We start from the raw sequence: 25672 nt of genomic DNA on the forward strand, positions 1-25672 counted from the left end.
CGACGGCGGTGCCGGGAGGGGGCGGCCGGCGCGCTCAGGCGAGCCGGCTGGACTGCGTGATCCGCGCGCTGTACCGGTAGCTGGACACGTACTTCATCAGGCAGTACTCGATCGGCTCGCGCCGCTCGGACAGCGTGATGCGCTCGCAGACCAGCAGCGGCGCGCCTTCCGGCACGCCGAGCAGCCGCGCTTCCTCCGCGTCGGCGCTGGCGGCGAACAGGTTCTCCACCGCTTCCACCGGCGCGAAGCCGGCGCGTTCCATCAGCAGCTGGTACAGCGAACGGGCGCGTTCCACCTCCTGCAGTTCGAGCTTCACGCCCGGCGGCAGCGGGAAGTAGGCGTCGTGCAGGCCGACCGGCACGCCGTTGGTCAGGCGCACGCGCCGCACGCGGGTGAGCGGGTGGCCGGACTCGAGCTGCAGCAGCTGGGCGATGGCCATGGTGGCCGGGCTGAACTCGAGGTTGAGGATGCGCTGGCTGGGCAGGCCGCCGCGCTGGCGCGTGTCCTCGGAGAAGCCGTCGATGTAGCGCGACATGCGGCGCACCAGCGCCGGCGCGACGAAGGTGCCGCGGCCGTGGTCGCTGTAGACCAGCCCATGGTCCTCCAGCAGCCGCACCGCCTTGCGGATGGTGTCGCGGCTGACCTGGTGCTGCTCGGTGAGCTCGCGCTCGGAGGGCAGGGCCTCGTTGTCGGCGAGGCGGCCGTCGTCGATGGCGGCGCGCAGCGCGTCGGCGACCTGGCGGTAGCGGGGAGGGGGCGCGGAGGCCTCGGCGGGTCGTTTGCTCATGTCCGGCAATGCTCTCATGGTACGTACCAGATGGTCAACAGGGTTGATCCCAGTCCGCATCGCATGGCCGTTTTACGAGGCTGTGACAGCTGTTGCTTCCGAAGGAAAACCCGAGGTTCTGCGGAAAACATGCTGTGACCAGATTGACGTGGTACGTACCAGTGGATGATCATCCGGCCCGATCCGCGCAGTACCCCTCCACCCCGTTCCCGGTCCTTCCGCTGAAAGCTCCTCCACCATGCGCTCTCTCGCCCGCCTCCCCTTCGCACCGCTGCCCCTGGCGGCCCTGCTCGTCGCCGCTCACGCCCCGGTCCTGGCCCAGGAGGCCGCCGCGCCGGCCCGGCCCGCCAGCGAAGCCGCCGGCGACACCGCGCCTTCGCCCGCGCCGGTGCCCGCCCGCTCGCAGTCGCTGGGCCAGGTGACGGTGACCGGCGAATCCATCGGCCTGCGCCAGTCGCGCGCCAACGTGAAGATCACCGCGGCCGACCTGGAGCACTACCCGACCGGCGTCTCGGCCGACAAGCTGCTGGAGCGCGTGTCCGGCATCCAGGTCGGCTCGTCCAACGCCTTCGGTGGCGACGGCTTCGAGAGCACGATCAGCATGCGCGGCTTCGGCAAGGACAGCATCGGCTTCTCGATCGACGGCATCCCCAACGGCCGCACGACGCTGGGCGGCGGCTCAGTGCCCACGCGCTTCTTCGACAGCAGCAACCTGGCGGCGATCGATGTGTCGCAGTCGGCGGGCATCGTCGGCGCGCCTTCCCACCAGGCGCTGGCCGGCCACATCGATTACCTGACCCAGGATCCCGGCCGTGCCTTCGGCCTGCGCATGGAAGCCGCCACGGGCAGCGCCGAGCTCGGCCGGCTCTATGCCCGCGTGGACAGCGGCGAACTGGCGCCCGGACTCACCGCCTACCTGAGCGTGTCTCGGCAGCAGTGGCAGGTCTCCTACGTCGACGACCCCGCCGGCCACGACACCCGCGACCATGCCGACCTGAAGCTGGCCTGGCGCCTGGGCCAGGACACCACGCTGAAGCTCTACTCCAGCTTCAACGAGCGCAAGGAGACGAGCGCCAGCAACATCGTCACGCTCAGGCAGTTCCAGACCGATCCCAAGCAGGACGGCTACACCGACCACTGGACCGGCGTGCCCGGCGTCGACCGCAACTACCGCGGCCTCAAGGGCAACCCGCGTGAGGACCGGCTGAGCTACCTCAGCCTGAACACCACGCTGGGCGGCCTGAAGGTCTCGGCCAAGGCCTATCACCATGGGCAGGACGGGACCGGCAAGGAGACGGGCCTGGGCAACGGCGGCTATCCGGGGCTCGATGGCTCGGCCCGCAGCCTGTACTTCCGCGGCAATGACTACGACCTCTCGCGCAACGGCGCGCTGGTGGAAGTGGGCGCGCGGCATGGCGACCTGCTCGACTGGCGCGCCGGCGCCTGGTACGAGAGCTACGAGCGCGGCCAGGTGAGGCGCTGGTATCCGGTCCTCGACGAGGCCGCGGGGCCGGCCCTTGCCGACACGCCGGTCGCGATCAGCGAGGACAAGCACTGGAAGAACCGCTCCACCATGGTCTACCTGGCCAATCGCAGCAGCCTGCTGGATGGCGGGCTCAAGCTGGACTACGGCCTGACCTACCTCGACAACCGGGTCGACTACCGCGCGCCGATCCAGGACTCGCGCACCGGCAAGCTGGACTTCGTCAACCAGGCGCGGGTGAACTCCGGCGTGCTGCCCAAGCTGGGCGCGCTGGTGCCGCTGGGCGCGAACACCGAGCTGTTCGCGGGCTACGCCAAGAACGCGGCCACGATGACCGACGCGACGCTCGAGGGCGGCGCGGCCACCACGATGGCGGCGGCGCTGCGGCCGCAGGACATGGACACCGCCAAGGCCTTCGACCTGGGCCTGCGCCACAAGGGCGACGGCTACGCGCTGAGCGTGCAGGGTTTCTCGATCCGCTCGAAGGAGACGGTGGCCGCGGACATCGCCGGCACGCTGCAGTCGGAGAACGTGGACCAGGGCCGTCGCATCGATGGCATCGAGCTGAGCGGCAACGCGCGCGTGGGCGCGGCCTGGCGCCTGTATGGCGCCTTCACCTACCAGAAGGCGCGCTATGCGCTGGGTGACGTCGATGCGCAGGGTTATCCAGCCAAGGGCTTCATCCGCGACGGCGCGGACCTGGTCGGCATCGCGCCGCGCAACCTGTTCCTGGAAGCGACCTGGCGGCCGGGCGATGCCTGGCGGCTCGGGGCCAATCTCCGTCACGTGTCCAGCCAGGCCGGCTACTACGCCAACCCGCGCGTGGCCAACAGTGGCGTCGACGAGCGCATGCCGGCGTACACGCTGCTCGGCGCGAGTGGGTCGTACCAGTGGGATCACCTCACCCTCGGCCTGAACCTGGAGAACATCACCAACAAGCACTACCTCTCCGGCGTCGCGCCCGAGTTGATGACGAGCCCCTCCAGCATCGGGCGCTACTTCATCGGCGCGCCGCGCACGGTGGTGCTGTGGGTGAGGATGGAACTGTGAAGCGCCCCCCGGTGGCCCGCCCTGGCGGCACGGCGTTCCTCGCCGGGGCCGTGGCCGCGGTCGCGCTCCTGCTGGGCGGCTGCGCGCCGGTGACCTCGACGGTCGACGCGCGTGCGACGGCACGCGTTGCGGTGGACGCGGCGACGGGTGCTGCGGCAGAAGCGTCGGCAGGTGCGCCGGGGACAGCGGCCTGGCCGCAGCCGCCCATGCGCCTGCGGCTCATCGGCGAGACCACCATTCCCCGCGTGGCGACCGATCCGCTGCTGCGCCATCTCGGCGGCATTTCCGGCCTCGACTACGACCCCGTCGAGGACACCTGGTACCTGCTCAGCGACGACCGGTCGGAGCACGCACCCGCGCGCTTCTACACCGCCAGGATCCGCTGGAACGCGCGGGGCTTGGAGGACCTGCGCGTGACCGGTCTCACCCCGCTGTTGCAGCGGGACGGCCAGCCCTATCCGAATGTCCGCGCGCCGACGCGGCCCGGCGAGCCGCCGCCCGAGAGCCCCGATCCCGAGGCCCTGCGGCTGGACCCGCGGACCGGGCGCCCGCTCTGGTCCAGCGAGGGCGACCGCCCGCGCGGCCTGCAGCCCTTCATCCGCTGGTCGGAACGGGACGGCCGCTTCGCCGGCGAGCTGCCGCTGCCCGAGCGCCTGCGCGTGCATCCCGACGAGCCGCGCGGGGCCCGGGACAACCTCAGCCTGGAAGGCTTGGCCCTGGCCGCGGATGGCTCCGTGTGGGCCAGCATGGAGGCGCCGTTGATCGAGGACGGCGAACCGCCGACGCGCGAGGCGGGCGCGTTGGCCCGCTTCACCCACCTGGACCGGCAGGGCCGGGTGCTGGGGCAGTACGCCTATCCGGTCGAGCCGATCCCGGAGGCGCCGACCGGCGGCCAGCGCCGGTCCGACAACGGCGTCAGCGATGTGCTGGTCACGCCGGCAGGCACGCTGCTGGTGCTGGAGCGCTCGGGCCGGGAAGTCGCCGAGCGGGTCTTCAAGTTCCGCGTGCGGCTGTACGAGGCCAGCGTCGATGGCGCCACCGACGTCTCGGCCGTGGCCTCGCTGCGCGACGCGGCGCTCGTGCCGATGCGCAAGCGGCTGATCCTCGACCTGCAGGCCGCCGGCGCGCGCGGACCGATCGACAACCTCGAAGGCATGGCCTGGGGACCGGTGCGGCCCGACGGCCGGCGCACGCTGGTGATGGTGGCCGACGACAACTTCTCGCCGCAACAGGTGACGCAGGTCCTGGCCTTCGAGGTGGCGCCATGAGGGACGAGGACATGGAAGGCCTGCTGGGAGCCTGGCTGCAGGCGGCCGGCGCGGGGGACCGCGCGGCGTTCGAGCAGCTGTACCGCCACTTCCAGCCGCGCCTGACGCGCTTCATCCAGCGCTGCTGCTCGCGCCCGCACGTGGTGGAAGAGGCGGTCAACGACGCGCTGTGGGTGGTCTGGAAAAGCGCCGCCAACTTCCGCGGCGACTCGCGGGTGACGACCTGGGCCCATGGCATCGCGTATCGCTGCATGCTCAAGGCGCTGCGGGATCGCGAGGTCGGGCAGGAGATCAATGCCTCGGCGGTGCCGGAGGCGGAACTCGCCGAGGCGGAGCCGTTCTTCGACGACGGCCCCGACCGCGAGCTGCGCGACTGGGTGCGTCACGGGCTCGCCACCCTGTCGCTGGAGCAGCGCACGACGGTGGAGCTGGCCTACTGCCAGGGCGAATCCTGCGAGGAGATCGCGCGGATCATGGCCTGCCCCTCGGGCACGGTGAAGGCGCGCCTGGTGCGCGCGCGGGAGAAGCTCAAGGACGTGCTGCCGGCGCTGGCGGAAGCGGCGGTCGGGACGCGCGCCCACTGAGCCGACTGAGCCTGAGGACCTGTCGGGCCCCCCGGTCGACCGCGTCGGCGCATTCGCTTCGACGCCAACCGCTTCGCGTCCGTCTCGCTGTCGTCATCGCGGTGTGCCTATCGTCATCACCGGCCGAACCCATCACCCAACAACTCGGCCAGGGAGCTTCCATGACGACCATCCTTGCGTCAACGACACCTCCGGCGAACGGGACGATCCCCGCTCATGCCGACACCGTATCAGCCGGTACGCCCGCCGACGTCATCGCCGACGTCACCGGCGTCATCGGCGACTGGCGCCGCGAGGCCGCGCTGCGGCTCGGCGCCAGCCCCGAAGTCGCGCGGCACTTCGGCGCCACCGGCCTGATCGAGCTCGCCGGGCAGCCGCTGTCGCTGCATCCGCTGCACGACGAACCGACGGGGTCCTGGCTGGCCGTCACGCGCGCCGCGCGTCCGGCCGCGGTCGACGAGGCGGCCTGGTGCGATGCGCTGCTGCTCGCCACCGGGCAGGCGCTGGTCGTCACCCACGCGGCCTTCGGATTGAACGACGACGGCGAGGCGGTGCTGATCCTGCGCACCGCCGCCGGGCACGCGCATCCCGATCTGCTCGCCGTTGAACTGGCCGGGCTGCTGCAGCTGCGGCAGGCGCTGCTCGAGGGCGTGACGGCGAGGGCCGGAGCGGCTGAAGCGGCAGCAACGGCCGCAACCGCAGCAACGGCCGGGACGGCGGCCACGGCCGGCATGTCCGGAGCGGCTGAAGCTGCCGCGGGGCCTGCGGATGCGGCACAGCGCCGCGGTGTCAGTACGGCCGCTGCGGCCGCTGCGGCCGATGTCGACGCGCCGCTCCTGGAAGCCCCCGAGCGCGTGCTCGTGCGCGTGCATGGGGCCTTGCTGCAAGCGGGGCTGCCCGCCGCGGACGCGCTGGCCGGCGCGCGCAGCGGATCGTTCACGCTGGACGGCGTGTCGATCGGCCTGGCCTGCGAGGACGGGACCGACACGCTGGTGCTGGTGTCGGACCTCGGCGCCGAAGCGCTCGACACGCTCGAGCGCCGGCGGCTCGCGCTGCAGGCCAACACGACGCTGATGGTTTTCGCCGGCGTCGCCGTGGCCCGCGAGCGCGGCCGCGCTCGCCTGATGTCGCGCTGCCCCGTGGATGGCCGCAGCGCCGCCGATTTCGCCGACGGCTTCGCCGCTTGGTTGCGCGACTTCGCGCGCCTGGCCCGTGCCACATCGACGTCCCGCGACACCGCGGCCGCGCATTGAAGGAGGGAGCCGACATGCCTGCATCCATCCCCCCTTCGACATCCAACCGCATCGAATCGTTCCGTCTGCCCGCCGAGGCCGGCACGTCCGTGCCCGGCGCCACAGCGACCGCGGGTCCTTCAGGTACAGCAGGTACAGCAGGTACTGCTGGCTCGGCGGGCTCGGCGGCCGGCGTCGTTGCCCCGACGCTTGAGCGGCCGCACAACGCGCCGTCGTCGCGAACCTCCGCGCCGCTGGCGTCCTCCAGCGGCGAGGAGCTGCGCGAGCGCCGGCCTCTGCCGGAGCTCGTCGGCACGAGCCCGGGTCGCTCGTTGCTGGACGACTCGCACAGCCGGTCGGACTCGCGCGAGTGGTCGTCGCGACGCCTCCAAGTCCTGGCGGAAGCGCGCGGCTTGAGCGGCCCGCTCTCGGCCACTCCTTCCGACATCGGCCGGCAACTGCGGGCCGAACCGACCTTCAACCTGTCCCGGCCAGTCGCACCGGAGCGCAACTGGCGCTCCGTCGCGAATGCGATCGCCGGCGAAGTCACCCGGCTGGCCGGCGTGGCGGGCCGCGAGGCGGTGCGCACGCTGGGGTCCGTCGTTCCGCCGATGCCCGAGGCCCGCCTGGCCGGCGTGGTGGCGGGACACGCCATCCATCAGACGGTCGCGGTGGGCCTGCCCACCTTCGCGCGGGAGATGCTCGCCAGCGCGGTGAGCCACGCGCTGAGGCACACGCCGGCCCCGGCCGTGATGGGCCTGCAGGCCACGGTCGGCATGACCAACGTGGTGCTGCAGGTGGTGCGGGAGCTGCGCGAGCGGCGCAACCCCGACGAGGCGGCGCGCGCCTACCACTCGCTCACCCCCGAGCAGTGGCAGGCGAAGACGCCCGAACAGCAGCAGACGATGCGCGATCACACGCTCAAGGTCTCGCGGCTGTTCACGGTGATGCAGGTGTCCTCGTCCTTCACCAACCTGATGCTGATGCATCACGGGTTCCAGCAGGGCGACCGGGCGGCCGCGCTGCAGCCGCTGACCAACGAGCTGAAGGTCGGCGTCTACGCCGCGATGCGGGACGGCCTGCAGGCGAGCTTCAGCATGGTCAAGGTGAACAAGCCGCCGGCGCCTGCGGGCGGCGGCCCGCAACCGGAACTGGCCGCCGGCATGTCCGGTGCCGCGCAGGCCTCCGCCGTGGCCACCTACGCGGGCGTGAACGTGGTGAACAACTTCCTCGGCGACGCGCTGAAGGGCGCGTGGGTGCCGGATCGAAGTGCGGCGGCCGCGGTGCTGCTGGATCAATCCAGCGCCATGAACATGGGCGACGCCTGGCGTGTGGCGGCCGGAACCGCCGCCATCAGCGCGCTGATCAACACGCTGGGCGAGACGACGGACTGGTTCCAGCGCCTGCAGCTCTTCGCCAACCAGACGCCCGGCGCGACGCAGGAGTGGGCGCCGGTGCTCACCGGCACGGACCGCAGCCGCGTGCTGGACCAGGCGCAGGCGCGGGCCTCGCTCACCAACACGCTCTTCTCGGCGCTGACCGCGGCGGGGCAGGGGATGGCGCACAGCAAGCTGCCGCCGCCCGTGCAGCAGTTCATCGGCAACGTCGGGGCCGCGGCGCTGGGCGCGATGCTCGATTCGCCGATCACGGGCCTGTGGCAGGCGCAGGAGGCGGTGCGGGCCACGCCGGTGCCGGACCCGCCCGTCGATCTGGAGCTGGCGCTGAATCCGGATTCGCCGCGCCTGCCGTCCAGCTCGGCCTCGTCGGTGGCCGACATTCCGGTGCCGCGGCAGCGCAGGCCCCGCGTCAACGTCGACGAACTCGATTGAAGGAGCCATGACCGGTCCGATCCGTTTCCCCTCGGGAGGTGCGCCATCGCGCGCCGCCGTACCGCCCGCTGGCCGGCCGCTCGCGCAGGCCTTCGCCGACGAGGTCCGTCCTGCGGGGGACTTTCCCGGGCTCGATCGGGCACCGGCACGGCCGGCCAGCGCGTCCGGCGCTGGCGAGGCCGACAACGCGCCCTCGGCCGTGCAGCGGCGCGCCGCCTTGCCGGTGTCGATGCCGACCGAGGCCGCGGCCATGGCAGGTCCCTCGTCGGGTGCGCCGTTGGCGCCGTTGGCACCGTCGTCGCCGTCGGTCCAGCTGAGGTTGCTCGCGGGGGAGCTCTCCAAGTTGGAGACGGAGCGGGCGGCGCTGCAGGCGAGCCTGGCCGAGCTGCAGCAGCGGCGTCACGACGCGCGTGCTCCCGCCGCCAGCGAGCGCAGCGACGAAGTCGGCCGCCTTCAGTCGCGCGCCGAGCACGCGCGAGGCCAACTGGCCTCGCTGCAGGCCCGGCATGACAAGGAGACCAGCGAGCTGGCGGATGTCGAGCGCAAGCTGGCGTCCGCGCGGCGGCAGCTCGAGAACCTGACGCTGGCGGCCGAGCCGCGGCCGGCTCAACCGGCTCGTCCTGCGCGCGCGCGAACGGGCCGGCGCGGCGGCGCCAAGGCGGCGAGCGCGACGAAAGCGACGCCGGCGGCCGCGAAACCGGATCCCCGCAGCCCCGCGGAGGTCGAGGCCCAGGCGCGCATCCAGCGGCTGGAGGGGGAACGCGACAGCCTCAAGACGCAGATGGAGGCGGCCAGTCGCCGCGTCGCGGAGGCCCGCGCGACCTTGAAGAGCGACACCGACTTCGCGGAGGCCCTGCTGGACCCGCGTTTCATTGAGCAGCGGATCGACAAGGCCGCCGCCGCCCACCTCAACCCGTTCCTGGCGCACTACGAGCTTCCCGCCATCGATCAGGTGCCCCAAGGCGAGGACACGAGGCATGCCCGCTACCTGGCCATGTTCACCAACGTCGACGCGGGCGCGCGGCGCCTGGACGAGCCGTTGCTGGAGAACCCGGCGCACAGCTTCTCGGCGTTCTCGGCCCTGTTCAGCACCTTGTGGCCCGATCGCGTCAACGGGAGTCTGCTGAGGAACCTGCTCGGTGGCGACACGAGCGCCGTGATGGCGGCCGTGCGCGCAGGGGGAGAAGGCCTGGGGAATGCGGTGGGCCGGCATGTGCTGGCGCAGTTCACGGAGGAGATGAGGTACTGCGCCATGGCGGCGGCCGCCACGGGCCTGCCCGATGGCACGACGGCGCGCCGCGTGAGGTTGAGCAGCGGCAGCCGGGTGACGCAGACGGCGCTGGCCGAAGGCCGCGCGCGGGCCCGCGACCTGATGCCGCTGCAGGAACTGCCGGCGCATCGCGGCCGCATCGTCGTGGGCGCGATCCAGCAGGCGACCTCGATGATGACGACCATCGCCGAGGAGTACCGCGAGGCGTCTGTCGACGTGCAGCGGTCCCGGTCCGCGCTGGACGGCGCATTGAAGGACCGGAGCGCGCTCGTCGAGCGCGGTGAGCAGCTGACGCGCGAGCTCGGCGCCGCACACGCGGCGCTCAGCGGCCTTCGCGACGAGCGCCGGCAGCGGGACGCCGCGCAGTCGTCGCCCTCAGCGCAATCAGCGCAGCCTGCCTCGCGCGATGCCGCGCCGGATGCGGCCATTCCGCAGCTCCCGGCGGCGGCCGGATCTTCGTCGCCGGATGTCGACGCTCGCAGGATGCGGCTGCGCGGCGACGTGGACCGCCACAGCGCCCAGGCGGACGAGGCGCGCAGCCGCGTCGACCAGACCGCGCGCGACATCGGCGAAGCGCAGGCCGAGCTGCGTCGCTCCGCGCAAGCGCACGAGGCGGCCGCCGCGGCGCTGGCGCGGGAGGCGGCGAATGCCAGCCGCGAGCACGACGAAGTCCGTGCCGCCCAGGCCGGACTGCGCGAGCGGCTGGCGGTGACCGAGGCGCGGATCGGCGAGCTGCGCGAGACCTTGCATCAAGCGCCGGCGCGTCGCGCCGCGATCAGCGACCTGGCCTGGGAGCGCACCATCGATCGCCACGTCGGGATCAGCGACGAAGCCATGCGGGAGCGCGCGCCCGAGACCGGCCACGTGGGCAGCTACGACTCGCTGTCGACGTTGTCCCAGGTGGTCGCCGACCTGCACGCCCATGTGTCCGGCCATGCCGACCTGCGGCCCGTGCTCGCGGCACGCAACCGCCGCGAGTTCGACAGCGCCGTGGCCCGCGTGCCGGGCGGCGTGACCGACCTGGTGTTCGACCACGGCCGCCAGGTGGGGCGCGGCTTCAGCAACGCGCTGGACCGCACCGAGCGGGCAACGCCGCTGCAGCACAGCAGCTACTCGCTGGATTTCGTGCAGGGCAGGGTGGTGGTGTCGCACCTGCATCCGCATGTGCCGCGTCGCACGCTGCAGGTGGCGGAGCTGAAATGAAGCGAGGGCCCCGAGGGGCCCTCCGCGCGCCGGCATGCACGCGCCGGCCTGCACGCGCCGGTCACTCCAGCCGGATGCCGCTCTCCTTCAGCAGCCGCCCGTTGGCGGCGTGCTCGCGCCGCAACTGGTCGGTGAATGCCGCGATCGTCGCCGGACTCACGAGGTAGTCGAGCTGGCGAAGCCGCTCCTGCACGTCGCGCTCGGCCAGCACGCGGTTGATGGCCTCGTGCAGGCGCTGGATCACCTCGGGCGGCGTGCGGGCCGGCGCGAAGACGCCGAACACCGAATTCATGTTGGCCTCCGGATGGCCCAGTTCATCGACGGTCGGCACGTCGGGCAGGCCCGGCATGCGGCCCGGCGCGGCCACGGCCAGCACGCGCAGCTTGCCGCGCTCCACCAGCGCGTTCAGCGCCGCGCCGGGATTGGCGGTGAACAGCTGGAACTGGCCGCCGGCGGCATCGGTGGCGATCTGTCCGCCGCCCTTGTAGGGCACGTGGGTGAAGCGGACCTGCGCCTTGCGCGAGATCTGCTCGAGCATCAGGTGGCCCAGGCTGCCGACGCCGCTGGTGGCGAAGGTGACCTGGTCCGGCTGCGCGCGCGCCTGGGCGATCGCGTCGGCGAAGGTCTTGCCGGTGAAGGCCGGCGTGGCCAGCAGGTACACCGGCGACACCATCACCCGCGCCACCGGCGCGAAGTCGGTCAGCGCGTCGTAGGGCACCTGGTGCGTGTGCGGGCTGAGCGTCAGCGGGCTGATCGCCGAGAAGGCCAGCGTGTGGCCATCCGCGGCGGCCTTGGCCACCACGCCCATGCCGATGACGCCGCCGCCGCCCGGCTTGTTGTCGACGATCACCGGCTGGCCCAGCGCCAGCCGCTCGGCCAGCAGGCGCCCGACGGCGTCGCTCAGTCCGCCCGGCGCATAAGGCACGACGATACGCACCGGCTTGCTGGGCCAGGCGCCGGTTTGCGCTTGAGCGGTGGGAGCGAGCAGCGCCATGGGCGCCGACGCCGCGGCGATCGACGCCTGGATGAAGGCGCGGCGGGAGGCCAGGGGGACGGTCATGAATGAAGGCTGGATGAAGGGTCGGTGCAAGCGCGGCGGGCCGGCCCCACCTGCGCTACTGCGCGATCGGGTCGGCGGCCAGCAGCTCGATGTAGCGCCGCGGGCCGGCGTCGAAACTTCCCGCCGCTTCGGCGTCGCCGCCGGCGCGAGCCTCGGACGTCAACCGGTCGGCGGAAATGCCGCGGCTGGCGAGTATCGCCTCGGTGCCGCGGGCCCAGCCCAGCGCCTGGTTGCGACCCTTCGCGGCCGCCGGGGAATTGGCGGGCGAGTTGACGCGGACGCCTGCCTCGACGCGCACCCGCACCGCCGGCGAGCGCGCGAGCACCTCGGCGGCGCGCTCCACGAAGTGCCGGAAGCGCGGCTGCAGCGCATCGCGGCGATCGACCGCATCGGCCGCGTCGATGCGCACGCGCACCTGGTTGCCGGCCGTGCGCATCACCTCCACCTGGCCGTTGTCCAGCGCCAGCTGCTGCAGCTCCCGCGCCACGGCCGCGATGTCCGGCGACCAGACGTGGCCGTCCTTGACGTCGAGCGCCGGGCCCGGCGGCGGCAAGGGGACCGGCGCCGGCGCGACGACGGCCAGCGGCTCCGGCGGGCGGCGCGAGGCGCAGCCGGTCAGGCCGACGCCCAGCGCGAGCAGCGCGATCGCGAGCGCGCAACGCGAGCCGAGGCGGGACGCGCGAAGGTGGCGAGGGCGGTGATGACGGTGAAGGGAGGCATTCATCGGGTCACTCCGGATCGTTGAAACAGCCCGGCCGCAGGGCCGGCGGGGCAGGGCGCGGAGCGCCATGCGCGTCGCGCGCGCGTGGCGTCCTCATCCCGCCACGACCTGGCCCAGCGACCCCAGCGTGCGGTCGAAGGCCCAGAGGTCGTCGGTGGCCTGGCACAGGAACTCGCGCACCGGCTGCAGCTTGCGCATGGCCTCGTCGGCGAGCGCGTCGTTGCCGGGCTTGTACTCGCCCATCTGCACCAGCGGCTCGATCTCGTCGTACTTGGCCATCAGCGCCCGCAGGTGGCCGGCGGCCGCCTGGTGCGGCTTGGGCACGATCTGCGACATCACCCGCGACAGGCTGCCCAGCACGTCGATCGCCGGGTACTGGTTCCGCGCGGCGATCTTGCGCGACAGGATCATGTGGCCGTCCAGGATGCCTCGCACTTCCTCCGAGATCGGGTCGTTGCCGCTCTCGTCCTCGTACAGCACGGTGTAGAGCGCGGTGATCGAGCCGCGCGCGCCCATGCCGGCGCGTTCGAGCAGCCGCGGGATCTCGGCGAACACCGACGGCGGAAAACCGCGCCGCGCCGGCGGCTCGCCCGCCGCCAGGCCGATCTCGCGCTGCGCCCGCGCGAAGCGGGTCAGCGAGTCCATCATCAGCAGCACCTTCAGGCCCTGGTCGCGGTAGTACTCGGCCACCGCGGTGGCCACGTGCGCCGCCTTCGCGCGCTCGCTCGACGAGCGGTCCGAGGTCGCGCACACCACCACCGAGCGCGCCATGCCGGCCTCGCCCATGATGAGCTCGATGAACTCGCGCACCTCGCGGCCGCGCTCGCCGATCAGCGCGATGACGCTGATGTCGCACTGCGTGCCGCGCGCCAGCATGCCCATCAGCGTGGACTTGCCGACGCCGGCCGGCGCGAAGATGCCCATGCGCTGCCCCTCGCCCAGCGTGATCAGTCCGTCGATCACCTTGACCCCGGTGGGCAGCGGGCGCTCGATCATCTCGCGCTCCATCGGCGTGGGCGGCAGCGCGAACACCGGACGCGATTCGGTCGTGCGCACCGGGCCCTTGCCGTCGATCGGCCGGCCCAGGCTGTCGATCACGCGGCCCAGCAGCGCCTGGCCGACCGGCACCGACAAGACCTGGCCCAGTCCGACCACGCGGGTGCCGCCGCGCACGCCCAGGATCGAGCCGAATGGCGACAGGATGCTGCGCCCGCCGGCGAAGCCCACCACCTCGGCCGTCTGCAGCACCGCGCCGTCGTCATCGAGCACCTCGCACAGCTCGCCCAGGCGAGCGTCCAGGCCGCTCACGCGCATCAGCGTGCCGATCACCTCGGTGACCTTGCCGGTGCGGCCCACCATCGTGGCCGAGGCCAGCTCGGCCTCCATCAGGTCGGTGAATCCCTGCAATGCCTTCATCGGCGCTCCTGGTCAGTGTTCGGCGAGGTCGTGCGCGTGAAGGATGTCCTCGGCGTCATCGGTATCGGCCCGCGCGCCCGCATCCGTGTGCGGGAATCCGAAGGACGCGTGGGCCTGGGCCTGGGCGTCGACGCCGCGATCGCTGGCGCCGCGATCGCCGACGCCGTCGTCCCGCCCGTCATCGAAGCCGTGGTCGGTGGCTTCGTGGTCGCCGGCATCGGCCAGCGGCAGGCTGCTCGCCAGCGCCTTGCGCACCGCGCGGTCCATCGCCGCGCGCAGGCCGTCGAGCTGCGTCTGCAGGCTGGCGTCGAGGATGCCGACCTCCGACTCGAACACGCAGCTGCCGGCCCGCAGCGCCGGGTCGACGCTGACCTCGATGTGAACCCCTTGCGTCTGCAGCGCCTTGAGCGAGTCCAGCGCGGCGCGTGCGTGGGCGTGGTCATCGGCGCTGACGCGCAGGGCCAGCGTGCTGGCGCCGCGCGCGAAGCTGCGCACGCTGCGCAGCGCGCGCTGGTACAGCGCCGCCCGCTCCTCGGTGTGGACGATGCGTTCGACGGCGCCGGTGACGATGGTCGCCAGCTTCTCGTGCATGCCGCGCAGCACCTGCGCGTTGTCGATCACCTGCACCGTCTGGCGCTCATGCCATTCCAGCGCGGCCTGGCGCCGGCCGGCCTCGCAGGCCTCGATCCGCAGCTGCTCGGCCTCGGTGCGAGCCTCGGCCAGCAGACGGTCCGCCTGCTCGCGCGCATCGGTCATCAGCTTCGAGGCCTCTTCGCGCGCCTGCGCCAGCACCGCATCGCGCTGCTCGTCCATCGCGCGGCGCAGCGCGTCGAGCTCCGCGGCGCCGTCGACTTCGGCGGCGCGCAGGATGCCGTCCTCGGCCCCCAGTCCGCCCAGGCGGTCCGCGCCGCCGCCCTGCAGCCAGATCATCATGTCGGTTCCTTCGCGAAAAGCGCGTCCAGGCGGGCCAGGCCCTCGAGCGCGCAGGCGTGACGCACCGGCACTTGATGGCGGCCGTCGTGCACCGGCCATCGCGCCGGCAGCGCGAGGCGCACCAGGCGCCGCAGGCCGCGATGCGGCCAGGCGCCCGCGAGCGCCAGGTCCGCGTAGCCGACGCAGGCCCACTGGATCGGCGACCAGGCCGCGACCTGCGCCGGCACCACCGCGCCCTGGCGCGCGGATTCGCGCAGGGCCGCCATCGCCGGGCCGAGCGCGCCTTCGAGCGCCCGCCGCGCGCGGATCTCGACGCAGCAGCGCAGCACGCCGGGCCGGCCCGCCAGCGCCACCGCGCACAGGCGCGACAGCAGGCCCAGCCGCCCGTGCAGCGCCAGGCGCCCGCCCGGCGTCGCGAGCAGGCGCGGGTCGGGCAGCGGCCCGCACCAGCGGCGGTACAGCGTGAGCATCAGGCGGCGGCGCGAGGGGCCGTCCGGCATCTGGTCGAGCGCCGGCCGCAGCGCATTCAGCGCCGCCCAGCCGTCGTCGATGTCGTCGGGCAGCCGATCCAGGCGGCGCTGGAACACGAGCGCGAGCCGGGCCAGTTCGCCGGGGTCCACGGGCGATACGGGCAAGACGGGCAAGACGGGCGATCCGGGCGGGGCGGCCCTGGCCGGCCGATCGACCGTCGTGTGCGGGGCCGGCACGATGGGGCCCGGTGTCGTCTGGGCGGCGTCCATGGCCGACCTCAGGTCGCGGAAGCCTGCGCCGCGGTGGGGCTGCCGCCGTTCAAGCCCGCACTCGCGCCGAGGTCGCCGCCGCCCTGTGCGGCGTTGGCTTGCCCGTCGGCGGCGCCTGCGGTGCGGGCCGAGGCCACGGTGCCCGGCCGCAGCCGGCGCGCCAGCGGCTCGGGCAGCCACTCCGGCTTCTTCCATGCGACCCCGGCGGCGCCGCCCAGGCCGAGCAGCGCCAGCGCCGCCGCGATCCAGAGGCCCATCCCGCCGGGCGCGGGCGGTGGCGGCGGCGCGATCATCGCGCCGGCCACCAGCGTCACCGAGACGTTGTCGTAGGACAGGCCCTCGACGCTGCGCGCGACCATGTTCTTGATCGCCGGCGTGAGCGCGGTGAGGTTGGCCTGCGGCCGGTACTTCACGAACACCGACGCGCTCGAGGGTTTGGCCTCCTGGGCCATCGGGTCGTTGTTGGGCAGCACGATGTGCACCCGCGCGGTGACCACGCCGTCGATCTGGCTCAGCGTCTCGGAGAGCTCCTGCGAGACGCCGTGGATGAAGCGCACGCGCTCCTCGGTTGGCGAGGAGATCAGGCCTTCCTTCTTGAACATGTCGCCCAGGCTGACGTGCTTGTCCTGCGGCAGGCCCTGCGCGCGCAGCACCGCCAGCGCGCGCACCACGTCGGCCTCGTCGACCTTGACGCTCCAGGTCTTGCCGCTGTCGGGCGTCTGCTTGCTGGCGGTGATGCCGCTTTCCAGCAACGCCGACACCATGTGGTTGGCGTCGGCCTCGGTCTGCTTGGTGTAGAGGTCGGTGTCGCAGGCCGCCAGGCACAGCGCCAGCACGGCGCCGAGCAGCAGGCGCCAGGGCCGCGGGGCGCGGTCGTTGATCGTGGAAGGCATGTCGGAACTCCCTGGGTCCGTTCATCGCGGCCGGACTGCGCCGGCCGCCGGGACACGTCACTGGTTCTTCATCAAGGTCTGCAGGCCGCTCTTGCTGCTCTGCGCGACATAGACGCCGGCGTTGAACTGCACCTGCACCATCGACAGCTGATAACTCAGCGCGATGTGGCGCGAGGCCAGTTCGCCGGGATTCATCGCTGGCGCCTCCTGCGAGAACGCGCGCACGCTGTCGAAGGTCTGGCGCAGCACGCCTTCCTGCGCCTCGATGAAATGCGAGACCGGCGAGCGCTCGCCGACCTCGGTGCCGTGCGGCGCCGGCGCGGCCGGATGCTCCATCATCAGCCGCTGGAAGCGGTCGGACAGGCCGCCGAGCGCATCGGGCGCGGCGGCGGCGCGATCCAGGACCTGCGTCGGGGCGGCGCCGGACACGGCGCCGATGGCGGGAACAGTCATGCGGATCTCCTGCGGGTGACTTCGGATGCGCGTCGCTTCAGGCGCGCAGCAGCGGTGCGTGCGGCAGCGAGCGCGGGTCGTAATCGGCGAAGCTGGTGGCGGCCGGGGCCTCGGGCTCGGGCTCGCCGACATTGACGTCCTTGCCCAGCAGCAGCCGCACCAGGCTGCGCGCTTCCTGCGTGGAGTCGCCCTCGATGACCTCGTTGGCGCTGACGCTCCAGGCCGGATCGCCGACGGCGAACTGGCAGAAGGCCATCAGCGCGCGGCCCAGGCTCCAGTTGCGCGTGTTGGCGTCGAGGTTGTTGAGCGTGCGGATCGCGTCGTGCCAGTGGCCGCGGCTGATCGCGATCCAGGCCTCGAAGGTGTCGAGCTCGGTCAGGTGGGGGCGCAGCTGGCGAACCGCCACCAGCACCGTCTCGGCGTCCTCGGTGCGCTTGTGCGTGATGCCGAGGCTGACGATCTCGATGAGGGCGCGGACGAAGGGTTTGCGATGAAAGGTCGGATCCATCTGTGTGCTCCTGGGGAAGTGCCTGTCCTGAACGGACGCATGTCCGCTCGGGACAGGCACGTCGCGTGCGAGGACGCGGCGTGCCTGGCGGGGGCCGCGAACGGCCCCCGCGCGGACATCAGAACAACATGCCGGTGGTGCGGCCGTTGAAGATGTTGAACAGGTTCACGCCCTGGGTCAGCTCGCTCTGCGACAGGTTGGGACCGCCGTAGGTCTGGGCCCAGTTCAGCGCATCCACCTGGGTGAACGGCTGGTTCAGGCTGGTGAACGGCTGCTGCGCGAAGGACGCGTTGTACGGCGAGGCCACGCCACCGGCGTACGGCTGCTGGAACGCGGTGAACGGCTGCTGCGCGTACGACTGCGTGTAGGGCGAGGCGTACGGCGAGGCCGCGAACGGCTGCTGCCCGAAGGGCTGCTGGTAGGCGGGGATGCCGCCGCCGAGGCCACCCAGGCCGCCGCCGAGGCCGCCCAAGCCGCCACCGAGGCCACCGCCCAGTCCGCCGCCGAGACCGCCGCCCAGTTGGTTGGCCACCGAGCTGGCCAGCGGGTTGGCGTTGCCCAGGCCGCCCAGGCCGCCGCCGCCCAGCGCCTGCAGCAGCGGGGTCAGCGCCTGCAGCAGCTGGACCACGCTCTGCAGGATGCCTTGCAGGCCCTGGCCGGCGCCTTGCGGGCCGCCCAGTCCGGGCGTGCCCAGACCCGGTGTGCCAAGACCCGGCGTGCCGAGTCCGGGGATGCCCGAGCCGGGCAGGCCGCCGCCGAACTGGCTCTGCTGCGCCTGCAGCAGGTTCTGCAGCAGGCCGGTGCTGAACTGCATCAGCGTGGAGGCGATGTCCATCGTGCTGGACAGGGCCGAGCCCAGCGGCGACTGGGGCGCCGCGTACGACGGGACCGAGGAGGTCGGGGGGATCGAGAAGCTCATGGTGTGAGTCCTTTCAAGCGGTTGGTGCGAGCGTTCCGATCAGTACAGGCGGACCGAGGTCGGCACGTTCTGGAAGGTCGTCGCGACGTTGTCCTTGAAGGCTTGCGACGGTTGCGGCACGTTGTCATTCAGGCCGCGCAGCAGCAGGCCGGCAAGCGAATCGGCGCGCACGTTGCCGAAGATCTCGCCCTTCAGTCCGCTCGGGCCGGGCTGGGTGTCGGCGCCCTTGAGCACTTCACGCAGGTCGTCGGCGCTGACCAGGCCGTCGCCGCGCTGGTCGCCGCGATGCTTGACGCGCACCTTGAAGGCGTTGTCCATCTTGTCGAAGAGTTCCGGCTGGCTGAGGATCAGCTTGGCGGCGTCCTTCATGTCCTGCGGCGCGGCGGTGCCGTCGGGCATCTTGCCGGTCTTCACGATGGCGTCCAGGTCGGACTTGCTGACCATCTTGTCGCCCGAGGTGAAGAAGCTGTTGCCGTACTTGGCCAGCGTCTGCAGCGCTTCCTTCTCGCCCACGCTGAAGCTGACCTGCTGCATCGCGGCGGTGGTGTCGCCCTTGCCGATCTTGCCGTCGGCGTGGCCCTTGAAGCCTTGCGCCTTGGAGTCGGCGGTCTCCAGCGACTTGAAGTCGTCCGGATGGTCGAGCAGGTACTTGGCGGCGGCGCGCAGCTCCGGCGTGTAGTTCGCCGAGACCTGGAAGCGCTGCATCTCGCCGTTGGCGATCGCCTTCAGGTCATCCTTGGTGATGAAGTTGTCCTTGCCGGCGGTCAGCTGGTCGAAGTTGCGGGCGATCTCGCGGGTCGCGCGGTCCTTGTCCATCTGCACGTTGCCGGCGGCGTCGAACTTGACCTCACCGGTCGGCGCGGCCGTGGTCGGCACGTTGGGCGCGCTGCCGTAGGCGTTGGTCTGCGGCGCGTTCGGCAGGTTGGCGTTGGGCAGGCCGGCGCCGTTGTAGACGCCGCCCGGGGGCAGGCCACCCTGGGGCACGGCACCGCTGCCGCTGAACATCTGCAGCACCTGCTGCAGCGCGCTGAACGCATTGGCCTGCGTCGGGTTCATCGCCGGGGCGAAGGGCGTGGTCATCGGCAGGCCCAGGGCCGGGTTGCCCATCAGCGGATTGCCCATGAGCGGGTTGCCCATCATCGGGTTGCCCATCATGGGATTGCCGATCATGGGGTTGCCCATGGCCGGCACGTAGGACTGCGGCAAGCGCTGCAGGCCGGGCATCGGCTGCTGCGCGAAGGGGTAGGCGCCGAAGGCGTTGGCCGGCAGGGTCGGCAGCATCGGCATGCGCTGCATGCCCGCCATCAGCAGCGGCGAGACGGCGGCCAGCACGTCGCCGATCGAGCTCAGGACGTTGCCCAGCCGGGTCGGATCCAGCGACAGGGGCACGTTGCCCAGCGGGCTGGACACAGCGGAGGAAGCGGTGCTGCCCAGGCCGAGGCGCATGTTGTAGCTGTTGACCTGGGTTTGCTGCGTGGAATTGACGCTCATGAAGATCTCCCGTGGGAATGAGGAATGAATCGAGAACGGATTCGGAGGGATGAGAAGGGGTGCGAGGGGTGTGGTGGTGCTTACGCGAGACCCTTGATCGCTTCGCCGATGGCCTTGAAGAGCTTGGCCAGCGCTTCATTCATCTTCACGATCATCTGGATGATCCCCATCTGCGTCTGGAACTGCATCTGCATCGCAGCCGTCTGCTGGATCTGGTCCATCATGGCCGAGCCGTCCTGGCCGGCGGCCTGGGTGCCCTGCGCGCTCAGGCCGGCGGCGCCGGACTGGAACATGTTCATGGAGTTGCCCATGCTCGCGCCGGTGCTGCTGCTGGTGCTGGGAATTGACATCGTCTGCTCCTGAGGAAATGCGGAAGGTCCGCGTTGGGGTGCGCCGCGAGGTGCGGCCTGCTCGAGAAGGGAGCCGGGACAGCGCTCCCGGGGAAATCAGTGGGAGGTCCGGAGGCTGGCCAGGTAGGCGAGGACGCCGTTGGCGGCTTCGCGGGCCTGCTGGTCGGTGCTGGTGGCCAGCACGTTGTTGAGCCAGTGCTTCCACTCGGGGTCGCCGCTGAGCATCATCGAGACGCCCAGCGCCACCTTGGAGTTGTCGTCGTCGGGCTGCTGCTCGATGCGGCGGCCCAGCGAGGCCTTGGCATAGGCCGCGTCACCGCCCATCGCGACCGCGATGGCGCGGTGCATCACGTACATGGTGGGGTCCTCGAGGGTCATCTCGACGGCCTCGTGCACGATGGCCGCGTCCTCGCTGGCGCGATAGATCGCGCCCAGCAGGCCGATGGCCATCAGGTTGCGGTAGACCTCGGGGTACTGCGCGCCCGGCGCGCCGCCGCTGCTGGCTTGGGTGTGTTGCATGGAGGGCCTCCGCGGGTCAGACGGCGAGCGACGCGTTGTGCAGCGTCTCCCAGATGTGGCGCACGATGCGCTGCGCGGCGTTGAAGGCCTCGATCAGCTGGGAGATCAGCTGGCGCTCGGCGGCGGCGGCGGTCTGCAGCAGGCCTTCGCTGCTCTTGGCCACGTCGGCGAAGTAGGACAGCATGGCGCGCGCGCGGTCGCCGGTGGCGTCCTCGGCCAGCGACTTCTCCAGGTTGGCCAGGTCGCCGAAGACGGTTTGCTCGAGTTGCTCGTTCATGGTCGAAGTTGCTCCGTGAAAAGGGGGAGGGTCGGGTGGAAGTCCGGAAGGGATCAACGGGCCGGCGGCGTCGGCGGATCGCTCAGCTCGCCGATGGACTCCGGGATCAGGGAGAGGTGCTTGGCGCCATCGCGCGTCTGCACGTACTGCAGGCCGTCGGTGGCGAGCATCGCCCCCACCGGCACGCTCTCGGGGACCGGCGCGGGGGCGACGGCCACTTCGATGCCGCGCACCAGCGGCGCCAGGTCGGCGGCCACGCGCGTGGAGGCGTCGCGCACCCGGTCGGGATGCGCGGCGCGGCCGCCCACGATGAACACGCCGCGGTCGCGGTAGCGCACCACCAGGCCGGGCGTGTCCAGCGCGTCGGAGATGCTCTGCGCGATGTCGGCGGCCGAGGCGTAGCGATGCTCGATGCGCTCGACCGGGAAACGGTCCAGCAGCTGGCGCAGCGTCTGCGCGGCGGCGGCGTCGGGCAGCAGGCCCTCGACGATCACGCGCTCGCCGGCGGCGCGCACGGTGATCTCCGGGATCGCGGCGCTGGCGATGGCGCGGTACACCTGGCCCACCAGCGGCTCGGGCTTGACCGCGGCGCGCGCGGCCTGCGCATGCCGCGAGATCACCGTGGCCAGCAGGCCGCCCAGCGTGAGCGCGGCCACCAGGCCCCAGGCCAGCACCCGGCGGCCGCTGGTGACCGCGGCCTCGACCACCGGCGCGGCGGCTTCGACCACCGCCTGCACCGGACGCATCAGCCGTTCCATCAGCTCGATGTCGGAAGGCCAGGCGGCGTCATCCGCGGGACCGACGCAGAGCACCACGTCGCCGAAGCGGCGCGGCTCGAAGTCGGCCATCGGTGCGCCCGCGCCGGTGGCATCGTCCACGGCGGCGCCGGACGCTGCGTTCAGCGCGGCGCCGGGCGTGGCGTTCAGCGAGCCATTCAGCGGGGAGGCGAGGGCGAGCACTTGACCGTTCTCCGTGAGTTCGAGGACCAGGGGTTCCGCGTGCCAGTCGACGAGCTGGATGTCGGCCTGCTCGTCCGCGGCGATGCGGTATGTCGATGCGCTCAACGGTAGGTGGACCCCCGCATGCACGCCGGTCAGGACACGAAGCTGTTTCATGGATTGCGAATGCCTGCGCGGGGGTTGCGGACGGGGCGCTTCAACGGGCCAGCGGCGCGGTCGGCGCGCCCGGATCCACGTCGCCGGCCGGGGGCTGCGACAGGGCGGGCGCGGCGTTGCCGCCGACCAGCTTGGGCGTGATCAGGAACAGGCGCTCGGTGCGCGTGGCGCGGCTGCCGCTCCATCGGAACAGGCCGCCGACCAGCGGCACGTCCTTGAGCAGCGGCACGCCGGACTGCTGGTCGGTGCTGGCCTCGACCATCAGGCCGCCGATGAGCAGGCTCTCGCCTTCGCGCACATGGGCCTCGGTGCGGATCTCCGTCTTCTTGAGCACCGGCACCGCGTCGACCGAGGTGGCCTCGAAGTTGCCGTCCTCGATGTAGAGCGAGAGCTTGATCTGGTTGACGCCGCCGCTGGACACCACCTGCGGCGTGACCTGGAGCAGGGTGCCGGCCTCGATCTGGTAGAGCTTCGCATCGAGGTTGCCGGCCACGCGCACCGTGGCCACGCGCTTCTCCTTCATCACCGCGGGCCGGTTGGCGACGCCCAGCACCGAGGGCTTGGAGACCACGCGGGCCTTGCCTTCGCCCTGCATCGCGTTGATGCGCAGCATCAGCTGCCGGCCGGCATCCGCGACCAGCGTGCCGATGGTGTAGGTGCCGTTGCCCAGCATCCCTTGCCCGCCGCCGGTCTGCGGCGGACCGCCACCGGGCGAGGTCACCGACAACTGGCCGCGGTTGCCCTGCACCGACCAGTCGATGCCCAGCGAGCGCGCGTTGTCCTCGCTGACGTCGATGATCATGGCCTGCAGCTCGACCAGCACCGGGCGCTGGTCCAGGCGCTGGATCAGCGCCTCGTACTCGCGCATGCGGTACGCGCGGCCCTGCACGATGACGGCGTTGGTGCCCTCGTCGGCTTCGAAGCGGGGCTGGTCCTCCTCGAAGTTGACGGGGCTCTTGAGCGTGCGCGCGCTCTGCCCCGGCTTGTCGGCGCCGCCGCCCGGCCCGTGGCCTTGCCCGGCGGAGGGCAGTTCCGGCACCAGCTTGCCGGCGCCGTACATCGACTGCATCGCCTTGATCTTCTGGTCGACCGGATTGGCCGGCTGGCCGCTCACGGTGTCGGGCTGCAGGCTCTGGGCGGCATAGAGGTTGCGCAGGATGGAGGCGACGCCGGGCACGTTGCTCTCGCCGAGCAGGCGGTCGTTGGCGGACGCGAAGCGCAGGGGGAAGACACGCACGACGCGTTCGTTGCCCTCGGCGGCGCCCAGGTCCAGCGAGTCCAGCGCCTGCGCGATGAGGTCGATGTGGCGCGGCGGACCGTAGGCCAGCAGCGTGCGCTGCGCGTCGTTGAAACGCAGCGGGTAGCGCTTGTCGCCCAGGTTCAGCGAGTTCAGCAGCTCGGTGACCTCGCGCCGGCTGTAGCCCTTGAGCCGGAACATGCGGCTCTGCACCGCGCGCGCCGGATAGAAGTACAGCGCGGTGCCGTCGTCGTACCAGATCAGGCCGTAGGCCTTGGCGATGGCGCTGAGGAAGACCTGCGGCGAGCTGTCGAAGCTGGCGTTGACCACCCCGTCGACGCCATCGCCGACCACCGCCGGCACGCCCTGGCTCGCGGCGAAGTCCTGCAGCACGTCGGACAGGCGGCGGCTCTCGGCGCGGTAGACGAAGCGGCGCTCCAGGCGGCGGTCGCTGGTGGCCGCGCGGGTGCGGGGCTTGGCCGCGGAGGTGCCCGCCGGAGCGGGCGCCATCGGGGATGCGGCGGAGGCGGCGGACGTCGCGGACACGTTGGACGCGGCCGGTGCCGCGCCGCGCGCGTCCTGCGCCAGCAGCGTCGCGGGCGCGCTGCCCGAGCCCGCGACGGCCATCGCCACGCAGGCCGCGAGCGCGCGGCGCTGGAAGTCGGGCGCCCGCATCACAGCGGCTCCGCGTCGGGGTCGTCCTCGTCGGGCTCTTCTTCCTCGAAGAACTTGCCCAGCGCGTCTTTCATCATGCCCTGGCCGCCCTGGAAGATGCCGCTCACCACCTGCTGGAAGGCCTTGGACTGGGTGATGTCGCCGCCGCCGTCATCGCTGGGCGGCACCGGCGTGCTGCCGGGCGTCGAGGGGCTGGGGCCGCCCACTCCGTTGACACCATTCACCGACATGGTCAGCTCCTTCTTGTTGACGATGCGGAGGCTAGGGCGCGGGTCGGCGGTGAGAGGTCGGTGACACGAAGCGGCGTCCGTGACCGCGAACCGGTGGCGGGCGGGGGGCGGTTGCGATCGGTGCAGCCCGCGTTCGCATGCGCGGACGGGCCTTCGCCCGGCGCCGGCCGGGCCTGCGGTCGATGCGGACACTGCGACGGGACCGGGCCGCGCGCATGGCGCTGGCGTCCCGCGCCTTCCTTCAAGCCTCAACAGGAGCCCCCATGCTGACTGCCCCCTCGCTGGCCGCCGCCGGATACAACGACTTCTTCGCCTCGCTGCAAACGGTGCAGATGACCGTGCAGACGCAGGTCGAGCGCTTCCAGGCGCTGATGCTGGAGATCAAGCGCGTCAGCGCCGCGCGCCAGGACGACGAGAGCCTGCGCCGCGCCGGCGAGATCGCGCTGAAGCTGCATCGCGTGCACACGCTGCTGTTCGGTGGCGCGCTGATGGCGCAGCCGCAGGACGCGACGACTGGTGCCGGCACCGCTGCCGCCGACGGCGACGCGATCGACCTGGACGGCGCGATGGCGGAGTTCTCTTCGCTGCTGAGCCGCACCCGGCTGGCCTCGACCGAGGCCGAGCTGCTGCTGGCGCAGGCGAGCGAGGAACTGGCCGCGCTGCGCGGCGAGGCCTGATGGAGTCCCGGCGATGACAGCCGGACCTCGCGCCTTCCGACCCGCCCTCCGCCCCGCCTTCCGCCCCGCCTTCCGCCCCGCCTTCTGGCCGGCCGTGTGCGCCGCGGCGATGGTCGCCGGCCCCGCGGACGCCGGCGTGCGTTATCGCTGCGAGTTGCTGGACGGCAGTGAGCGGGTCGCGCTGGAGGACCTGTCGGCGCGGTTCAGCGCGGCGGTGCGTCGATGCACGGCCTTCGAGGTCGCCGACCTGCCGGGGCCACGCATCGAGACCGAGTTCACGACGCTCGCCTTCACGCGACCGAGGCCGTCGCCCGCGCCGCTGACCTGGCGGACCAACCCGCAGCCCCTGGCGCTCGGCGCGCCGCACCTGCAGCGCATGGTGCAGCAGGCCAGTCGCAAGCATGGGCTGGATCCGCGCCTGGTGGGCGCGCTGGTGCATGTGGAGTCGGCCTACCAGACGCAGGCGCGCTCGCCCAAGGGCGCGCTCGGCCTGATGCAGATCATGCCGGCGACGGGCGCGCGCTACGGCGTCGCGTCCAGGCAGGACCTGCTCGACCCGGCCACCAACATCGACGTCGGCGCGCGTTACCTGCGTGACCTCAACGAGATGTTCGACGGACGCGTCGACCTGGTGCTGGCCGCCTACAACGCGGGCGAGGGCGCGGTGAAGCGATATGGCAATCGCATCCCGCCGTATCGCGAGACGCAGGACTACGTGCGCAAGATCCTGAAGCTCTACGAAGGCGAGTGAG

25 protein-coding genes are annotated in these 25672 nt (G+C 72.1%); 8 read left to right on the forward strand and 17 right to left on the reverse strand.

The window, feature by feature from the left end; translation table 11 throughout:
- Positions 1 to 34: 34 nt before the first annotated feature.
- Positions 35 to 787, reverse strand: coding sequence for a GntR family transcriptional regulator (locus BM393_RS23195; RefSeq protein WP_091733484.1), 753 nt, complete (start codon positions 785 to 787; stop codon positions 35 to 37).
- Positions 788 to 1025: 238 nt separating this feature from the next.
- Between BM393_RS23195 and BM393_RS23200 the strand changes: the two genes are divergently transcribed.
- From BM393_RS23200 to BM393_RS23225, 6 genes are all read left to right on the forward strand, one after another.
- Positions 1026 to 3320 (forward strand): TonB-dependent receptor, encoded by a 2295-nt coding sequence (locus BM393_RS23200; protein ID WP_091733486.1) that lies wholly within the window; start codon positions 1026 to 1028, stop codon positions 3318 to 3320.
- A gap of 206 nt (positions 3321 to 3526) precedes the next feature.
- A complete protein-coding gene (locus tag BM393_RS23205; RefSeq protein ID WP_091733488.1) occupies positions 3527 to 4588 on the forward strand; it encodes an esterase-like activity of phytase family protein in 1062 nt (353 codons plus the stop codon).
- Complete coding sequence (locus tag BM393_RS23210) at positions 4585 to 5172, forward strand: RNA polymerase sigma factor (protein WP_091733490.1); 588 nt, start codon at positions 4585 to 4587, stop codon at positions 5170 to 5172. The genes BM393_RS23205 and BM393_RS23210 overlap by 4 nt, the downstream gene beginning before the upstream one ends.
- A 161-nt stretch (positions 5173 to 5333) precedes the next feature.
- Positions 5334 to 6425: a hypothetical protein gene (locus BM393_RS23215; protein WP_091733492.1), complete on the forward strand. Its 1092-nt coding sequence runs from the start codon at positions 5334 to 5336 to the stop codon at positions 6423 to 6425.
- A 14-nt stretch (positions 6426 to 6439) separates the two neighbouring features.
- Positions 6440 to 8233 (forward strand): hypothetical protein, encoded by a 1794-nt coding sequence (locus BM393_RS23220; protein WP_141225462.1) that lies wholly within the window; start codon positions 6440 to 6442, stop codon positions 8231 to 8233.
- A 7-nt stretch (positions 8234 to 8240) separates the two neighbouring features.
- Positions 8241 to 10706, forward strand: a complete 2466-nt coding sequence (locus tag BM393_RS23225) for a hypothetical protein (RefSeq protein WP_141225463.1) — start codon at positions 8241 to 8243, stop codon at positions 10704 to 10706.
- Between the two features lie 61 nt (positions 10707 to 10767).
- Here BM393_RS23225 and BM393_RS23230 read toward each other — a convergent pair whose 3' ends face one another.
- From BM393_RS23230 to BM393_RS23305, 16 genes are all read right to left on the reverse strand, one after another.
- Positions 10768 to 11766 carry a tripartite tricarboxylate transporter substrate binding protein gene (locus BM393_RS23230; RefSeq protein WP_091733498.1) on the reverse strand — a complete coding sequence of 333 codons (999 nt, stop codon included), beginning with the start codon at positions 11764 to 11766 and terminating at the stop codon, positions 10768 to 10770.
- A gap of 55 nt (positions 11767 to 11821) precedes the next feature.
- Positions 11822 to 12490: a hypothetical protein gene (locus BM393_RS23235; RefSeq protein ID WP_091733500.1), complete on the reverse strand. Its 669-nt coding sequence runs from the start codon at positions 12488 to 12490 to the stop codon at positions 11822 to 11824.
- A gap of 90 nt (positions 12491 to 12580) precedes the next feature.
- Positions 12581 to 13903 carry a type III secretion system ATPase SctN gene (sctN, locus tag BM393_RS23240; RefSeq protein WP_091733502.1) on the reverse strand — a complete coding sequence of 441 codons (1323 nt, stop codon included), beginning with the start codon at positions 13901 to 13903 and terminating at the stop codon, positions 12581 to 12583.
- A 12-nt stretch (positions 13904 to 13915) separates the two neighbouring features.
- Positions 13916 to 14836, reverse strand: coding sequence for a type III secretion system stator protein SctL (gene sctL, locus BM393_RS23245; RefSeq protein ID WP_175538478.1), 921 nt, complete (start codon positions 14834 to 14836; stop codon positions 13916 to 13918).
- The gene (locus tag BM393_RS23250) at positions 14833 to 15471 is read right to left on the reverse strand and encodes a type III secretion protein HrpB4 (RefSeq protein ID WP_217648509.1); all 639 of its coding nucleotides are present in this window, start codon (positions 15469 to 15471) and stop codon (positions 14833 to 14835) included. Before BM393_RS23250 ends, sctL begins: the two co-directional genes overlap by 4 nt.
- Before the next feature lie 113 nt (positions 15472 to 15584).
- Positions 15585 to 16469 (reverse strand): type III secretion system inner membrane ring lipoprotein SctJ, encoded by an 885-nt coding sequence (sctJ, locus tag BM393_RS23255; protein WP_091733508.1) that lies wholly within the window; start codon positions 16467 to 16469, stop codon positions 15585 to 15587.
- A 57-nt stretch (positions 16470 to 16526) separates the two neighbouring features.
- On the reverse strand, positions 16527 to 16922 hold the full coding sequence (locus BM393_RS23260) for a hypothetical protein (protein ID WP_175538480.1): 396 nt from the start codon (positions 16920 to 16922) through the stop codon (positions 16527 to 16529).
- Positions 16923 to 16959: 37 nt separating this feature from the next.
- A complete protein-coding gene (locus BM393_RS23265) occupies positions 16960 to 17430 on the reverse strand; it encodes an HrpB1 family type III secretion system apparatus protein (protein WP_091733512.1) in 471 nt (156 codons plus the stop codon).
- A gap of 118 nt (positions 17431 to 17548) precedes the next feature.
- Positions 17549 to 18349 carry a hypothetical protein gene (locus BM393_RS26325; protein WP_141225464.1) on the reverse strand — a complete coding sequence of 267 codons (801 nt, stop codon included), beginning with the start codon at positions 18347 to 18349 and terminating at the stop codon, positions 17549 to 17551.
- 39 nt (positions 18350 to 18388) lie between these two features.
- Complete coding sequence (locus tag BM393_RS23275) at positions 18389 to 19840, reverse strand: HrpF/NolX family T3SS translocon protein (RefSeq protein WP_091733516.1); 1452 nt, start codon at positions 19838 to 19840, stop codon at positions 18389 to 18391.
- Positions 19841 to 19920: 80 nt separating this feature from the next.
- Positions 19921 to 20190: a hypothetical protein gene (locus BM393_RS23280; protein WP_091733518.1), complete on the reverse strand. Its 270-nt coding sequence runs from the start codon at positions 20188 to 20190 to the stop codon at positions 19921 to 19923.
- Positions 20191 to 20286: 96 nt separating this feature from the next.
- On the reverse strand, positions 20287 to 20709 hold the full coding sequence (locus BM393_RS23285; protein ID WP_091733520.1) for a hypothetical protein: 423 nt from the start codon (positions 20707 to 20709) through the stop codon (positions 20287 to 20289).
- Positions 20710 to 20725: 16 nt separating this feature from the next.
- Positions 20726 to 20986: a hypothetical protein gene (locus tag BM393_RS23290; RefSeq protein WP_091733522.1), complete on the reverse strand. Its 261-nt coding sequence runs from the start codon at positions 20984 to 20986 to the stop codon at positions 20726 to 20728.
- 53 nt (positions 20987 to 21039) lie between these two features.
- Positions 21040 to 22101 carry an HrpD5 family protein gene (hrpD5, locus tag BM393_RS23295; RefSeq protein ID WP_141225465.1) on the reverse strand — a complete coding sequence of 354 codons (1062 nt, stop codon included), beginning with the start codon at positions 22099 to 22101 and terminating at the stop codon, positions 21040 to 21042.
- 40 nt (positions 22102 to 22141) lie between these two features.
- Positions 22142 to 24013, reverse strand: coding sequence for a type III secretion system outer membrane ring subunit SctC (gene sctC, locus BM393_RS23300; protein WP_091733526.1), 1872 nt, complete (start codon positions 24011 to 24013; stop codon positions 22142 to 22144).
- Positions 24013 to 24243, reverse strand: a complete 231-nt coding sequence (locus tag BM393_RS23305) for a hypothetical protein (RefSeq protein WP_091733528.1) — start codon at positions 24241 to 24243, stop codon at positions 24013 to 24015. Before BM393_RS23305 ends, sctC begins: the two co-directional genes overlap by 1 nt.
- 263 nt (positions 24244 to 24506) lie before the next feature.
- Here BM393_RS23305 and BM393_RS23310 point away from each other — a divergent pair, with 263 nt between their 5' ends.
- Positions 24507 to 24920 carry a hypothetical protein gene (locus BM393_RS23310; protein ID WP_091733530.1) on the forward strand — a complete coding sequence of 138 codons (414 nt, stop codon included), beginning with the start codon at positions 24507 to 24509 and terminating at the stop codon, positions 24918 to 24920.
- A gap of 13 nt (positions 24921 to 24933) precedes the next feature.
- The gene (locus tag BM393_RS23315) at positions 24934 to 25671 is read left to right on the forward strand and encodes a lytic transglycosylase domain-containing protein (protein ID WP_091733532.1); all 738 of its coding nucleotides are present in this window, start codon (positions 24934 to 24936) and stop codon (positions 25669 to 25671) included.
- The last annotated feature ends 1 nt before the right edge of the window (position 25672 follow it).

The sequence above is a fragment of the Mitsuaria sp. PDC51 genome, assembly GCF_900113225.1.
GTDB lineage: Bacteria > Pseudomonadota > Gammaproteobacteria > Burkholderiales > Burkholderiaceae_C > Roseateles.

Coding starts and splice junctions, on each gene's coding strand:
- BM393_RS23220 (WP_141225462.1), top strand. CDS start 6,440: ATGCCTGCATCCATCCCCCCTTCGACATCCAACCGCATCGAATCGTTC.
- sctJ (WP_091733508.1), bottom strand. CDS start 16,469: ATGCCTTCCACGATCAACGACCGCGCCCCGCGGCCCTGGCGCCTGCTG.
- sctN (WP_091733502.1), bottom strand. CDS start 13,903: ATGAAGGCATTGCAGGGATTCACCGACCTGATGGAGGCCGAGCTGGCC.
- sctC (WP_091733526.1), bottom strand. CDS start 24,013: ATGCGGGCGCCCGACTTCCAGCGCCGCGCGCTCGCGGCCTGCGTGGCG.
- BM393_RS23310 (WP_091733530.1), top strand. CDS start 24,507: ATGCTGACTGCCCCCTCGCTGGCCGCCGCCGGATACAACGACTTCTTC.
- BM393_RS23230 (WP_091733498.1), bottom strand. CDS start 11,766: ATGACCGTCCCCCTGGCCTCCCGCCGCGCCTTCATCCAGGCGTCGATC.
- BM393_RS23285 (WP_091733520.1), bottom strand. CDS start 20,709: ATGCAACACACCCAAGCCAGCAGCGGCGGCGCGCCGGGCGCGCAGTAC.
- BM393_RS23235 (WP_091733500.1), bottom strand. CDS start 12,490: ATGAATGCCTCCCTTCACCGTCATCACCGCCCTCGCCACCTTCGCGCG.
- BM393_RS23260 (WP_175538480.1), bottom strand. CDS start 16,922: ATGACTGTTCCCGCCATCGGCGCCGTGTCCGGCGCCGCCCCGACGCAG.
- BM393_RS23275 (WP_091733516.1), bottom strand. CDS start 19,840: ATGAGCGTCAATTCCACGCAGCAAACCCAGGTCAACAGCTACAACATG.
- BM393_RS23195 (WP_091733484.1), bottom strand. CDS start 787: ATGAGCAAACGACCCGCCGAGGCCTCCGCGCCCCCTCCCCGCTACCGC.
- BM393_RS23205 (WP_091733488.1), top strand. CDS start 3,527: ATGCGCCTGCGGCTCATCGGCGAGACCACCATTCCCCGCGTGGCGACC.
- BM393_RS23280 (WP_091733518.1), bottom strand. CDS start 20,190: ATGTCAATTCCCAGCACCAGCAGCAGCACCGGCGCGAGCATGGGCAAC.
- BM393_RS23305 (WP_091733528.1), bottom strand. CDS start 24,243: ATGTCGGTGAATGGTGTCAACGGAGTGGGCGGCCCCAGCCCCTCGACG.
- hrpD5 (WP_141225465.1), bottom strand. CDS start 22,101: ATGAAACAGCTTCGTGTCCTGACCGGCGTGCATGCGGGGGTCCACCTA.
- BM393_RS23225 (WP_141225463.1), top strand. CDS start 8,241: ATGACCGGTCCGATCCGTTTCCCCTCGGGAGGTGCGCCATCGCGCGCC.
- BM393_RS26325 (WP_141225464.1), bottom strand. CDS start 18,349: ATGAGCTTCTCGATCCCCCCGACCTCCTCGGTCCCGTCGTACGCGGCG.
- BM393_RS23265 (WP_091733512.1), bottom strand. CDS start 17,430: ATGGATCCGACCTTTCATCGCAAACCCTTCGTCCGCGCCCTCATCGAG.
- BM393_RS23200 (WP_091733486.1), top strand. CDS start 1,026: ATGCGCTCTCTCGCCCGCCTCCCCTTCGCACCGCTGCCCCTGGCGGCC.
- BM393_RS23290 (WP_091733522.1), bottom strand. CDS start 20,986: ATGAACGAGCAACTCGAGCAAACCGTCTTCGGCGACCTGGCCAACCTG.
- BM393_RS23210 (WP_091733490.1), top strand. CDS start 4,585: ATGAGGGACGAGGACATGGAAGGCCTGCTGGGAGCCTGGCTGCAGGCG.
- BM393_RS23215 (WP_091733492.1), top strand. CDS start 5,334: ATGACGACCATCCTTGCGTCAACGACACCTCCGGCGAACGGGACGATC.
- sctL (WP_175538478.1), bottom strand. CDS start 14,836: ATGATGATCTGGCTGCAGGGCGGCGGCGCGGACCGCCTGGGCGGACTG.
- BM393_RS23315 (WP_091733532.1), top strand. CDS start 24,934: ATGACAGCCGGACCTCGCGCCTTCCGACCCGCCCTCCGCCCCGCCTTC.